This window comes from Klenkia terrae (genome assembly GCF_900491935.1).
GTDB classification, from domain to species: domain Bacteria; phylum Actinomycetota; class Actinomycetes; order Mycobacteriales; family Geodermatophilaceae; genus Klenkia; species Klenkia terrae.
Window position 1 is genome coordinate 3,766,970 of sequence record NZ_UEXK01000004.1, and the last position, 12,178, is coordinate 3,779,147.

Here is a 12,178-nt window from a genome sequence, read left to right on the forward strand (position 1 = left end):
CATGCCCCACACCGTAGGCAAACGGCCGTTTGCTGTCCAGGGCGGCATCAGAGCGACAGGCCGCCGTCCACCATCACGGTCTGGCCCTGCACCATCGACGCCGCCGGCGAGGCCACCCACGCGACCGCGCCGACCACGTCGGCCACCGTCAGGCCCCGCCCGCTGGGGTTGGCGGCGGCCGCCGCGTCCAGCCGGGTCTGCGCCAGGTCGCCGAACATCGTGCGGAACGCGGGGGTGTCCAGCGGGCCGGCGGCGACGGTGTTGGCGCGGACCCCGCGCGGGGCGAGCTCGACGGCCAGGTAGCGGACGAGGGCCTCGCCGAGGGACTTGGTCGGGCCCAGGGCGACGTAGCTCGGCACATAGGACCGGGCTCCCCGGCTGCTGACGTAGACCAGGCTCGACCCGCGCTGCAGGACCGGCAGCAGGCTCTGGGTCAGCGGGACCAGCGACGTGCCGTTCACCGCGATGGCCCGGGCGAGCTGGACCGGGTCGATCTCCAGCGCCCTGCCGGTGACCGCCAGGGCGGCGCAGTGCACGTAGAGGTCGAGGGAGTCGGTCAGGCCGCGGACGGCGTCGGCGATCGAGGCCACCCCGTCGGCGGTGCCGACGTCGGCCTTGACCAGGTGCGGGGTGCCGCCGGCGGCGGTCACCAGCCGGGCGGTCTCGGCGGCCGCGGCGTCGTCGGAGTGGAAGTTGACGACGACGTCGTGCCCGAGCGAGCCCCAGTGCTCGGCGACCGCGCGACCGATGCCGGAGGACCCGCCGGTCACCAGGACGGTCATGCCGGCGTCAGCTCGGCGTCCTGCTCCTGGCCCATGCCCACGGTGAGCGTGACTCCGAAGCGCTCGATCATCCCGCCGGCGTCGGCCCGCATCGCCCCCCAGGCGTCGGAGTGCTCGGCGGCCTCGAGCTCGGCCTTGGTGTCGAAGTGCAGCTCGGCCACGCGCCAGAACGCGGACTCCCCGCCCTCCAGCCCGCTGTCGGTGCGGACGGCGACCAGCCGGGTCATCCCGGGGGTCCGGGCGGCCGCGGGCAGGTGCACCGTGCGGTAGTGCTCCTCGAACGCCTCGGCGTCCTCGGGGCGGGGGGCGGACCAGATCGCGATGAGCTTGTACACGGGCACTCCTGGGTGAGGTGGATCACAGGAGGCTATGAACAAACGGACGGTCGGGCAAGGGTCAGTGCATGGACCAGCCGCCGTCGACGGCCACCGTCGCGCCGGTCATGTACGACCCGGCGTCCGAGGCGAGCAGCAGCAGCGGGCCGACGAGCTCCTCGGGCCGGCCAACCCGGCCGACGGGGGTGCGGGCCAGCACCCCGGCCGCGCCCTTCTCCGACCCGAGCAGCGGCGCGGTCATCCCGGACGGGAAGAAGCCCGGGGCCAGCGCGTTGACCCGGATCCCGTACCGGGCGGTCCACTGCATCGCGAGGTCACGGGTCAGGCCCAGCAGGCCCGCCTTGGACGCCGTGTAGGCGGCCTGCGGCACGTCGCCGACGGCCAGCGCGAGCGCGGAGGACACGTTGACGACCGACCCGCCGTGCCCGGCGGCGACCATCGCGCGGGCCACGGCCTGGGCCATGTGGTGCGCACCGGCCAGGTTGGTGGCCAGGACCGCCTCGAAGGCGGCGGGGTCCTCGGTGAGCGCCCGGGCGCCGTGGCCGGTGCCGGCGTTGTTGACCAGCACGTCGACCCGGCCGGTCTCGTCGAGCGCGGCCTGCACCACGCGGGCGCAGTCGGCCGGCAGCCGCACGTCGGCCACCACCGGGACGCAGACGGCGCCGGCCGCGCGGAGCCCGTCGGCCACGTCCGCGAGCAGGTCGGCCCGCCGTCCGGTCACCACGACCGATGCCCCGGCCCCGGCCAGGGCGGCCGCGAACGTCGTGCCGAGCCCGGAGGACGCCCCCGTGACGACCGCCGTCCGGCCGGTCAGGTCGAACAGCGCAGGCAGGGAGGCGGTCATGCCCGGGATGGTGTCAGCCCAGGGTCCAGAGCCGGCTCTCCCCGTCGCAGGTGCCGGCCACCAGGAAGGTGCCGTCTCCCGCCGCGGCGACGGCCAGCGCGTCGCCGTCCCCGTCGCACAGCTCCAGCGTGGTCGGGTCCCCGTCGGGCGCGGTGACGACCACCGTGGGGGCCGGCTGGTCCAGGAATGCGGTGACCACGACGGTCCCCGCGCTCGAGGTGTAGGCCGCGACCCCGGCCACCCGGCTGCCGGCACCGAGGTCGCCCTGCTCGCGCCCGCCCTGCGGCCCGAACAGCCGCAGGGTGCCGTCGGGCGCCTCGACCAGCGCGCGGGCTGTGCCGTCGTCGCCGGTCAGCCCGACCAGCCGCCCCTCCGGCCCGGTGGCCCGGCCGACGGGCTCCAGGTCGGCGTCGAGCTCGACCAGCCGGGCGACGACGTCCTCGTCCGGGGTGGTGACGCCCAGACCGGCCACCACGCCGCCGTCCCCGGCCGGGACCAGGCCGACCAGCTCGATCGCGGTGGCGCCGTCGACCTCCAGGTCCAGGTCGGTCGTGGCGAGCACCTCGGCGGTCGCCGGGTCCACCGCGAGCACCTGCGCGCCCACGCCGTCCGGGGTCTCGGCGAGCAGGAACAGCTGGTCGCCGCCGGTCGCGGCGAGCACCGGCAGACCCCGGGGTGCGGCGACCGCGGGCGCCAGATCCGTCGGCAGGGCCGTGGAGCCCGCGGCCAGCAGCACGCCGACCGCCGGGTCGGGGTCGACGGCGCCGGCGGTCAGCGCGGCGGCCACGGGGTCGCCGTCGACCAGGGCCACGTCGGTGAGCACCGTGCCGGTGACGCCCGTGGCGCCGTCCGGTGTGAGGACGGTGCCGCCCGCCCCGCCCTGCAGCAGGACGGCGTACCCGTCCCGGTCGGCCGCGACGCGGGCACCGGTGACGTCGGCGGCCGACCGCCCGAGGTCGACCTCGTCGGTGACCGCGAGCGGACCGTCGGCGGTGGTGCTCGTCGCCGTGGGGGTCGTCGTGGCCGTGCCCGACGAGCTGGCCGTGCCGGCGGGTGCGTCGGCGAAGGAGGTGCAGCCGGCCACCAGGGTCAGCGCCGCGACGGTCAGGAGGAGCCGCACCCGGGTGGCCACCGTGGCCGGCCTCAGTACGACGTGGAGCCGCCGGGGCCCTCGGACTCCGGCACCTCCTCGCCGGCGGCCACCGGGCCGGGCGGGGTGCCGTCGCCGAACGGCGAGCCGCCCAGCTCCTCGCGATGGTGCGGGGTCAGCCAGACCGAGGTGTCCGGGCCGACCGGTACGATCTGCGTCGGGTTGATGTCCGCGTGGACGATGTAGTAGTGCCGCTTGATCTGCGGGAAGTCGGTCGTGTCGCCGAACCCGGGGGTCTGGAACAGGTCCCGGGCGTAGGCCCACAGCACCGGCATCTCGGTCAGCTTGGTCCGGTTGCACTTGAAGTGGCCGTGGTAGACCGCGTCGAAGCGGGCCAGGGTGGTGAACAGCCGGACGTCGGCCTCGGTGATGGTGTCGCCCATCAGGTAGCGGCGGCTCTCCAGCCGCTCGCTGACCCAGTCCAGCGCGGTGAACAGCCGGTCGTAGGCGCTGGCGTAGGACTCCTGCGAGCCGGCGAAGCCGCAGCGGTAGACCCCGTTGTTGATCTCGGTGAACACCCGCTTCATGACGTCGTCCATCTCGTCCCGCAGGTGCTCGGGGTAGAGGTCGGGCGCGCCGTCGCGGTGGAACGCCGTCCACTCGGTGGAGAAGTCCAGCGTCATCTGGGCGAAGTCGTTGGTGACCACGGCCTTGGTGGGCAGGTCGACCATCGCCGGCACCGTGATGCCGCGCGGGTACTCCGGGTCGCGGGCGAAGAACGCCTCCTGCAGCCGCTCGTAGCCCAGCACCGGGTCCCGGCCGCCCGGGTCCAGGTCGAAGGTCCAGCTGTCCTTGTCGTGGGTCGGGCCGCAGATGCCCATCGAGAACGCGGACTCCAGGCCCAGCAGCCGCCGCACGATCGTCGCGCGGTTGGCCCACGGGCAGGCGCGGGCGACGACCAGGCGGTACCGGTCGGCCTCCACCGGCCAGCCCTGGGAGCCGTCGGCGAGGATGCGGTCCTCGATGTAGTTGGTGTCCCGCTCGAAGGACTTGCCGGGCTCGACGTAGCCCTTGTCGTTGCTCACGGTCGTCAGCGTCGCTCAGTCGGCGTCGGGCCGCTGGGCGAGGTGCTCCTCGCTGACCTCCCAGAGCCGCTGCGCGTTGCCGGGGTCCAGGGCGTAGGCCCGCACGCCGGCCCGCACGCCGGTCGCGTCGTCGGCGACGGTCGGCGCCTGGACGCAGTCCTCCAGGTAGTGCCCGCCGGTGGCGAACTCCGGGGCGACGGCGGCGACCAGCGTGGTCGCGGCACCCTGCTCGGTGGTCTTGAAGACGACGGTGCCCTCGCGCTGGGCCTTGTCCCAGCCGTCGAGGACGTCCTGGGACACGTGCCGCTGCAGGTTGGTCATGATCCCGCCGGGCATGAGCGCGTTGGCCACGATGCCGTCGTCGGCCCAGCGGCGGGTGGCCTCGACCGCCAGCAGCACGTTCGCCGTCTTGGACTGGCCGTAGGCCTGCCAGGCGTCGTACTCGCGCTGCGCGAAGTGGATGTCGTCGAAGTGCACGGGGGAGCGCAGGTGGCCCGTGGAGGACACCGACACGATGCGCGCGCCGTCCGAGGCCGCGGCGAGCGCGTCGTGCAGCCCGGTGGTGAGCGCGAAGTGGCCCAGGTGGTTGGTGGCGAACTGGGTCTCCCAGCCGCGGTCGGTCAGGGTGAGCTGGGGGAGGGCCATGACGCCGGCGTTGTTGACCAGCAGGTCCAGCGGGCCCTCCCAGTCGGCGACGAAGGCCGCGGCCGAGTCCAGGTCCAGCAGGTCCAGCCGGGCGACCCGCAGCGTGGTGCTGCCGGTGGTGCCGGCGACGTCCTGGGCGGCGCGGGCCCCCTGCTCGGGGTCGCGCACGGCGATGGTGACCTCGGCGCCGGCCGAGGCCAGCGCGCGGACGGTCTCGACCCCGATGCCGGACCCGCCGCCGGTGACGACCGCGCGGGTGCCGCTGAGGTCGTGGCCGGCGACGACGTCGGCGGCGGTGCTGGTGGCGTCGAACGAGGTGGTGATCAGGGGCATGACCGTCACTGTGCCCCTCGCCGGCCGAGGGCAACCGCATGGGTCAGCCGGAGGCTGCCCGACAGCCAGACCAGGACGTCGTGCAGCCGGAGCGGGGTCAGCCCGGACTCCGCGGACAGCTCGGCGAAGGCGGCCTCGTTGGCCCGCAGTTCGCGGTGCACGACGGCGTGCAGGTCGCTGTCGCCCTCCTCGACGTGCGGGAGGAGCTGCAGCCGGGTGACCCGGTCGACGTGCGGGACCAGGGCCGGGTGCCGGTGGTGCAGCGCGGCGGACAGGTGCGGGAAGTGCGGCTCGCGCTGCACCTGCCGCAGGGCGGCGCCGACGGTGCCGGGCTCGCCCAGCACCGACAGCTCGTCGTCGGGCAGCTCCCCGAACGCCCGCCCGGCGGCCCGCTCGACCGCGGCGTCCACCACCGGGCGCACCCGGACCAGCGCGTCGGCGACCGCGGCGTGCGCGGTGGGGTCGAGGCGGCCGTGCAGGCCCTCGGCGGCCAGCAGGTCGGCGTCGTCGCTGCCGCCCGCCGCCCGGTCGAACCGGGCCCAGCCGAACGCCGGCAGCTCGACCCACCGTCCCTCGCGGGTCCCCGGCGGTCGGAACCACAGCGGACGTCGTCCGCCCTGGTAGCCGCGGACCGCGGCCCGCGCGACGTCCGGCGGCAGCGGGTCCGGGCCGGCGCTGGGCAGCACGAGAGCGCGCACCGGGTCAGGCCTCCGACTCGGCCTCGGCGCGCTCCTGCTCGAGGAGGTCCTTGCTCCGGACCAGCCGCAGCGCGGTGACCACGAGCAGCCCGCCGGCCATGTTGGCCAGCGCGACGTACCAGAACCAGGCCAGCCAGTCGCCGTAGCCGAACGGGGCACCGCTGATCAGCGCCGCGAAGACGATCAGCGAGTCCAGGATGGAGTGGAACAGCTGCAGCCCGGCCAGCAGGAAACCGGCGGCGACCGCGGCCACGATCTTGGCCGGGTCGGACTCCGTGCCGTGCTGCATGCGGGTCATCAGGGTCAGCACGCTGCCGGCCAGCACCCCCAGGCAGATCGACTGCAGGTCCAGCGGGGCGTCGACGAAGTGCACGGCCGACTCGACGGCGGTGGCGCCGAGGTCGGGCAGGGCGTGCACCACCAGCCACATCACCAGCCAGCCGCCGGCGAGGTTGGCGACCAGGGTGCCGCCCCACAGCTTGCCCAGCTGCGCGACGCTGGCCCGCTTGGCCGCGACCGCGGTCACCGGCACCAGGAAGCCCTCGGTGAACAGCTCGCTGCGGGCCAGCAGCAGGGCGATCAGGCCGATGCTGAACGCGATCCCGGCCAGCAGGTGGCTGCCGGTCTCCGCGTACACGGCCAGCAGGGCGAGCACCCCGGTGCCGACCTCCAGACCGCCGGCCAGCCCGGTGGTCAGCACCTCCCGCCAGCTGCGGTGCAGCCGCTGGCTGCCCTCGGCGACGATCGCGTCGAAGGCGTCGACCACCTGGTCCTCGGCCGGCTCGTCGTGCTCACCGAGGTCTGCCCGGGTGTCGCTCATGGGTGCTCCTCGGTGGGTGACGTGCTCGCGGGGGCGGGGCCGGTGGGTCCGGCCCCGCCCTTGGCTCAGGGGGTGGCGTCCTGGACCTCGAAGTGCACCATCGTGGCGCCGCCCGAGGCGAAGGTGGCGACGTCGGCGCCGGCGGCCCGCCCGGCCTCCGAGCTCATCCCGGAGCCCATCGCCTCGGCGGACTCGAAGTCCAGCTCGGCGACCAGGTAGGCCGGGGACGGCGAGCCGTCCATGGACTCGGCGTGCCCGGTGGAGAACCGGACCAGCCCGGGGATGGCCTGCGCCAGGCCGGCGTGCACGTCGCGGTAGTGCGCGTCGAACGCGGCGGGGTCGGTGGGCTGGCCGTAGGTCACGAGCAGGCGGTGGGTCACGGGCTACCTCCGGGGGTGTCCCGGGCGTCGGTGCCCGGGACGCCCATCAGACCACGGGTCAGGAGCGGCGGCGGAGCAGCGCGGAGGCACCGGCGAGCAGCCCGGCACCGGCGACCGCGGCCACCGTGCCGTGGTACTGGCTGGCCCAGATCTGGGCGTCCCAGGTCCACTGCTGGTCGCTGAACCGGCCCTCGGCGCCGAAGTCCCGGCCACCCTCGCCGTCGGCGGGCTCGTACAGGTTGACCGGGTCGTCGGCGGAGGCGTCGACGTCGGTCAGCTGGCCGTCGACGCCGCTGCGGGAGAGGTACCAGTCCATGAACTGGGGCCAGACCTCGGCGCCGAGCACGGTGTAGACCGTCGGGGTGCCGATCCACCAGGCCCGGCGGCGCGGGTGCTCGGCGGCGTGCACCATCGCGCGGCCCATCAACTCGGGGGCGTAGATGGGCGCCACCGGCTGCGGGCGCTTGGGCATCTTGTTCAGCACCCAGCTGAACTGGGGGGTGTTGACCCCGGGCAGGTCGACCCGGGTGATGTGCACGTTGCTGCCCTCGGCCTTGAGCTCGGTGAGCACCGACTCGGTGAACCCCTTCACCGCGTGCTTGGCGCCGCAGTACGCGCTCTGCAGCGGGATGCCGCGGCGACCCAGCGCCGACCCGGTCTGCACGATGACGCCCCGGTCGCGCGGGCGCATGCGCTTCAGGGCAGCCATCGTGCCGTGCACGAAGCCCAGGTAGCTGACCTGCGTCACCCGGGCGTACTCGGCCGGGGTCAGCTCGTGGAACGGGGCGAACGCGGCGGTGAACGCCACGTTGACCCAGATGTCGATCTCGCCGAGCTCGGCCTCGACCCGGCTCGCCGCGGCCTCGACGGCGTCGGCGTCGGCTACGTCCACCGGCACGACCAGAGCCGTCCCACCGGCGGCCCGGACCTCGTCGGCGGCGGCGGCCAGGCCGACCTCGCCCCGGGCCAGCAGAGCGACCTTGTCCCCGCGGCGGCCGAACTCGACCGCGGTGGCCCGTCCGATGCCCCCGCTCGCTCCGGTGACGACGACGGTTCGTGGCATGCGGGCACTCCTGGGATAGGCGGACGGTGCTCGTCACCTACCCCGGAGGGCGGGGGGCTCACGCCCCCCGCCGCTGCTCAGGTGGGGTCGGGGTCGTTCGCGCCGGCGCGCTTGCCGGTGCCCTCGAGGACTTCGCTGGCGTAGGTGCCGTGCTTCCCGCCGGCGTGGGCCTCGCGGTCCAGGCGGTCCCGCAGGTGGGGGTAGTGCAGCTCGAAGGCGGGGCGTTCGGAGCGGATGCGGGGGATCTCGGTGAAGTTGTGCCGCGGCGGGGGGGACGACGTGGCCCACTCCAGGGAGTTGCCGTGGCCCCAGGGGTCATCGCGCAGGGCGAGTTGGCCGTACTTCCAGGACTTCACCACGTTGTACAGGAACGGGATGGTGGAGGCCCCGAGGATGAAGGACCCGATCGTGGAGATCGTGTTCAGCGTGGTGAACCCGTCGGTGGGCAGGTAGTCGGCGTAGCGGCGGGGCATGCCCTGGTTGCCCAGCCAGTGCTGGACCAAGAACGTGGTGTGGAACCCGATGAACGTCAACCAGAAGTGCACCTTGCCCAACCGCTCATCCATCATCCGCCCGCACATCTTGGGGAACCAGAAGTAGATGCCGCCGTAGGCGGCGAACACCACCGTCCCGAACACCACGTAGTGGAAGTGGGCGACCACGAAGTAGGAATCGTTGAGCTGCCAGTCCAGCGGCGGGGACGCCAGCAGCACCCCGGTCAACCCACCCAGCAAGAAGGTGACCAGGAACCCCATCGCAAACAGCATCGGGGTCTCGAACGTCAACTGCCCGCGCCACATGGTGCCGATCCAGTTGAAGAACTTGATCCCGGTCGGCACGGCGATCAGGTAGGTCAAGAAGCTGAAGAACGGCAGCAGCACCGCCCCGGTGGCGTACATGTGGTGCGCCCACACCGTCAACGACAACGCCCCGATCCCGATGATCGCGAACACCATGCCCTTGTAGCCGAACAACGGCTTGCGGGCGAACACCGGGATGATCTCGGAGATGATCCCGAAGAACGGCAACGCGATGATGTAGACCTCGGGACGGCCGACGAACCAGAACAGGTGCTGCCACAGCATCGGCCCACCGTTGGCCGCGGAGAACACCAACGCACCCAGGTGCCGGTCGGCCAGCAACGCCAACAACGCCGCAGTCAGGATCGGGAACGCCAACAAGATCAAGATGCTGGTGACCAGCGAGGACCACCCGAAGATCGACATCCGGAACATCGTCATCCCCGGCGCCCGCAGACACACGATCGTGGTGATGAAGTTGACCGCACCCAAGATCGTGCCCAGACCACTGACGGCCAGCCCGGCGATCCACAGATCAGCCCCGGCACCGGGTGAGTTCGTCACATCCGACAACGGCGAATAGGCATACCACCCGAAGTCCGCAGCACCACCAGGGGTGGCGAACCCCGAGATCATGATCAACCCGCCGAACAGGAACAACCAGAACGAGAACGCGTTCAACCGCGGGAACGCCACATCCGGGGCACCCAGCTGCAACGGCAGGATCAAGTTCGCGAACGCGAAGAACAACGGCGTCGCGAAGAACAACAACATCACCGTGCCGTGCATGGTGAACAACTGGTTGTACTGCTCGTTGGACAAGTACTGCAACCCCGGCCGGGCCAGCTCACCACGCATCAACATGGCCATCAGGCCACCGACCATGAACCACGTGAACGACACAGCCAGGTACATCAAGCCGATCGTCTTGTGATCAGTGGTCCGCAGCAGCATCGACAGCCGCGAACCCTTCTCGGCCACGTGCACCGGACTGGGACGGCTCACGATCGGAGCGGGGGCGATCGTCACGGTGGGGACATCCTCGAGTCGTCGAACGTTGCTCCCGCCAGACTAGGCGGGTGCAGCGACAGGCGGCGGAGGTCCCCGAGGAGTCCGAACCGGACTACCGGTTCACCCTGGCCAACGAGCGCACGTTCCTCGCCTGGCTGCGCACCGCGCTGTCCCTGCTTGCCGCCGGCGTCGCCCTGGACCAGTTCGTGCCGCAGCTGGGGGCCGACGGCGTCCGGACCGCGCTGGGCGTCGGGCTCGGCGTGCTGAGCGTCGTGGCGGCGATCGCCGGGCTGGTCCGCTGGCGGCAGGTGCAGCGCGCCATGCGCCGCGGCCAGGCGCTGCCGGTGGCGCGCACCGTCGTGGTGCTGGCGGTGGGGTTGGCCGTCGTCGCCGTGGGGGTCTGCGTGCTGCTGGTGGCCGGCGGGTGACCTCGGGACCCACCCTGCCGGCCGAGCGCACGTCGCTGGCCTGGACCCGGACCGGGCTGGCCGCGGCGACCAACGGCTCGCTCCTGCTGCTGCGCACGCTGACCGGCGAGGCGTCGGTGCTCGACCGGGTGCTGGTCGTGGCCGCGTTCGCCGTGGCCGGGGTCGCCGTCGTCCTCGGGCAGGTGCGCAGCCGGGCGCTGGTGGCCGGACGGCGGCCCGGTGACCGCGCGCCGGCGGTGCTGGGCGTGCTGGTCGCCGTGCTCTGCCTGGCGACGGTGGTCGTCGTGCCCACCGGCGGCTGAGCGGCGGACCCGCCGGGGTGCCAGGGTGCGGAGGTGAACGGTGCCCAGGCAGTCATCCGCACGCTCGTCGACGCCGGGGTCGACGTGTGCTTCGCCAACCCGGGTACCTCGGAGATGCACTTCGTCGCCGCGCTGGACGACGTCCCGGACATGCGGGCGGTGCTGACCCTCTTCGAGGGCGTGGCCACCGGCGCGGCCGACGGCTACGCCCGGATGGCCGGCCGGCCCGCGGCCACGCTGCTGCACCTGGGGCCGGGGTTCGGCAACGGCTGGGCCAACCTGCACAACGCCCGCCGCGGCCGGGCGCCTCTGGTGGTCGTGGTGGGCGACCACGCGCTGGCGCACAAGCGGCGGGATGCCCCGCTGGAGTCCGACCTGGACGCCCTCGCCGGCGCCGTCGGCTGGGTGCGCCGGTCGCTCACCCCGGGCACCGTCGGGGACGACGTCGCCGACGCGGTGGCCGCCGCGGGCCGGGGGCAGGTCGCCACCCTGGTGCTGCCCGCCGACGTCTCCTGGTCCACCGGCGCCTCGCCCGGGGTGGCACCCCGGCCGCGGGCCCGGCCGCACGTGCCGGACCCGACCGCCCTGGCCGGCACGCTGGACGGCGACACCGTGCTGTTCCTGGGCGGGGACGCGTTGACCGCCGACGCCCTGCTCGCCGCGGCGCGCGTCGCCGCCGGCACCGGGGCGCGGTTGATGGCCGAGACCTTCCCGGCGCGGATGGCCCGCGGTGCCGGGTTGCCCGACGTCCCGAAGCTGCCGTACCCGCCGGGGCCGGCGCTGGCCGCGCTGGACGGCGTCTGGCAGCTGGTGCTCGTCGGCGCGCCGGCCCCGGTCGCGTTCTTCGCCTACCCCGACGTGCCCGGCACCTTCGTGCCCGAGGGCTGCCGGGTCGACGTGCTCACCGAGCCGGGGGAGTCCGCCCTGGCCGCGCTGACCGCGCTGGCCGACGAGGTGGGCGGTGCCCCGGTGCTCGCCCCGGCCGCGGTGCCGGCGGTGCCGGCCCGGCCGTTGGACGCCCAGGTGCTCGCCGCCGTCGTCGCGGCGGTGCTGCCGGACGGGGCGGTGCTGGTGGACGAATCGCTGACCAGCGGGTTCGCCCTCTTCCCGGCGACCGCCGGGGCGCCCCGGCACGACGTGCTGTCGCTGACCGGCGGCGCCATCGGCGACGGCCTGCCGATGGCGGTCGGCGCGGCGGTCGCCTGCCCGGACCGGCCGGTGCTCGCGGTGCAGGCCGACGGCTCGGCCATGTACACGCTGCAGGCGCTGTGGACGATGGCCCGCGAGCAGCTCGACGTCACGGTGCTGGTCTGCGACAACGGGGCCTACGCGATCCTGGCCGGCGAGCTGGAGAACGTGGGCGCCGCGGCCGGCGGGGCGCGGGCCGGGCGGCTGCTGGACCTGGGGTCGCCGTCGCTGGACTTCGTGGCGCTGGCCGCCGGCATGGGCGTGCCGGGGGAGCGGGTGACCACCGGCCCGGAGCTCGCCGACGCGCTGCGCCGGGCGTTCGCCGCACCGGGGCCGCACCTCGTGGACGCCGTCCTCCCGCGGCCCTAGGGTCG

At 73.9% G+C, this 12,178-nt stretch carries 14 protein-coding genes; 3 read left to right on the plus strand and 11 right to left on the minus strand.

Features of this window, described 5'->3' with window-relative positions; all coding sequences use genetic code 11:
- Positions 1–47: 47 nt before the first annotated feature.
- The 11 genes from LFA75_RS18795 to ctaD form a co-directional block, all read right to left on the minus strand.
- Entirely contained in the window at positions 48–782 is a 735-nt protein-coding gene (locus LFA75_RS18795) for an SDR family oxidoreductase (RefSeq protein ID WP_225235118.1), read from the minus strand.
- The gene (locus LFA75_RS18800) at positions 779–1,117 is read right to left on the minus strand and encodes an EthD family reductase (protein WP_225235119.1); all 339 of its coding nucleotides are present in this window, start codon (positions 1,115–1,117) and stop codon (positions 779–781) included. Before LFA75_RS18800 ends, LFA75_RS18795 begins: the two co-directional genes overlap by 4 nt.
- A 61-nt stretch (positions 1,118–1,178) precedes the next feature.
- Positions 1,179–1,961, minus strand: coding sequence for an SDR family NAD(P)-dependent oxidoreductase (locus LFA75_RS18805; protein WP_225235120.1), 783 nt, complete (start codon positions 1,959–1,961; stop codon positions 1,179–1,181).
- Between the two features lie 13 nt (positions 1,962–1,974).
- Entirely contained in the window at positions 1,975–3,081 is a 1,107-nt protein-coding gene (locus LFA75_RS18810; RefSeq protein ID WP_225235121.1) for a WD40 repeat domain-containing protein, read from the minus strand.
- A 23-nt stretch (positions 3,082–3,104) separates the two neighbouring features.
- Complete coding sequence (locus tag LFA75_RS18815; RefSeq protein WP_225235122.1) at positions 3,105–4,136, minus strand: glutathione S-transferase family protein; 1,032 nt, start codon at positions 4,134–4,136, stop codon at positions 3,105–3,107.
- Positions 4,137–4,151: 15 nt separating this feature from the next.
- Positions 4,152–5,114: an SDR family NAD(P)-dependent oxidoreductase gene (locus tag LFA75_RS18820; RefSeq protein WP_225235123.1), complete on the minus strand. Its 963-nt coding sequence runs from the start codon at positions 5,112–5,114 to the stop codon at positions 4,152–4,154.
- 5 nt (positions 5,115–5,119) lie between these two features.
- Positions 5,120–5,812, minus strand: coding sequence for a DUF6308 family protein (locus tag LFA75_RS18825; RefSeq protein ID WP_225235124.1), 693 nt, complete (start codon positions 5,810–5,812; stop codon positions 5,120–5,122).
- Positions 5,813–5,816: 4 nt separating this feature from the next.
- Positions 5,817–6,632 (minus strand): formate/nitrite transporter family protein, encoded by an 816-nt coding sequence (locus tag LFA75_RS18830; protein WP_225235125.1) that lies wholly within the window; start codon positions 6,630–6,632, stop codon positions 5,817–5,819.
- A gap of 65 nt (positions 6,633–6,697) precedes the next feature.
- On the minus strand, positions 6,698–7,012 hold the full coding sequence (locus tag LFA75_RS18835; protein ID WP_225235126.1) for an EthD family reductase: 315 nt from the start codon (positions 7,010–7,012) through the stop codon (positions 6,698–6,700).
- Between the two features lie 58 nt (positions 7,013–7,070).
- Positions 7,071–8,075: an SDR family oxidoreductase gene (locus LFA75_RS18840; RefSeq protein ID WP_225235127.1), complete on the minus strand. Its 1,005-nt coding sequence runs from the start codon at positions 8,073–8,075 to the stop codon at positions 7,071–7,073.
- A gap of 77 nt (positions 8,076–8,152) precedes the next feature.
- A complete protein-coding gene (gene ctaD, locus LFA75_RS18845) occupies positions 8,153–9,880 on the minus strand; it encodes an aa3-type cytochrome oxidase subunit I (RefSeq protein ID WP_263639393.1) in 1,728 nt (575 codons plus the stop codon).
- Between the two features lie 74 nt (positions 9,881–9,954).
- Here ctaD and LFA75_RS18850 point away from each other — a divergent pair, with 74 nt between their 5' ends.
- The 3 genes from LFA75_RS18850 to LFA75_RS18860 are packed head-to-tail and all read left to right on the plus strand — an operon-like array spanning position 9,955 to position 12,173.
- The gene (locus LFA75_RS18850) at positions 9,955–10,314 is read left to right on the plus strand and encodes a YidH family protein (protein WP_225235129.1); all 360 of its coding nucleotides are present in this window, start codon (positions 9,955–9,957) and stop codon (positions 10,312–10,314) included.
- On the plus strand, positions 10,311–10,616 hold the full coding sequence (locus tag LFA75_RS18855; protein ID WP_225235130.1) for a DUF202 domain-containing protein: 306 nt from the start codon (positions 10,311–10,313) through the stop codon (positions 10,614–10,616). The genes LFA75_RS18850 and LFA75_RS18855 overlap by 4 nt, the downstream gene beginning before the upstream one ends.
- 33 nt (positions 10,617–10,649) lie before the next feature.
- Positions 10,650–12,173: an acetolactate synthase large subunit gene (locus tag LFA75_RS18860; RefSeq protein WP_225235131.1), complete on the plus strand. Its 1,524-nt coding sequence runs from the start codon at positions 10,650–10,652 to the stop codon at positions 12,171–12,173.
- The last annotated feature ends 5 nt before the right edge of the window (positions 12,174–12,178 follow it).

What these genes read in the sequence shown, in the direction of transcription:
- LFA75_RS18795 (WP_225235118.1), bottom strand. Translation starts at nt 782, where the DNA reads ATGACCGTCCTGGTGACCGGCGGGTCCTCCGGCATCGGTCGCGCGGTC.
- LFA75_RS18805 (WP_225235120.1), bottom strand. Translation starts at nt 1,961, where the DNA reads ATGACCGCCTCCCTGCCTGCGCTGTTCGACCTGACCGGCCGGACGGCG.
- LFA75_RS18820 (WP_225235123.1), bottom strand. Translation starts at nt 5,114, where the DNA reads ATGCCCCTGATCACCACCTCGTTCGACGCCACCAGCACCGCCGCCGAC.
- LFA75_RS18830 (WP_225235125.1), bottom strand. Translation starts at nt 6,632, where the DNA reads ATGAGCGACACCCGGGCAGACCTCGGTGAGCACGACGAGCCGGCCGAG.
- LFA75_RS18840 (WP_225235127.1), bottom strand. Translation starts at nt 8,075, where the DNA reads ATGCCACGAACCGTCGTCGTCACCGGAGCGAGCGGGGGCATCGGACGG.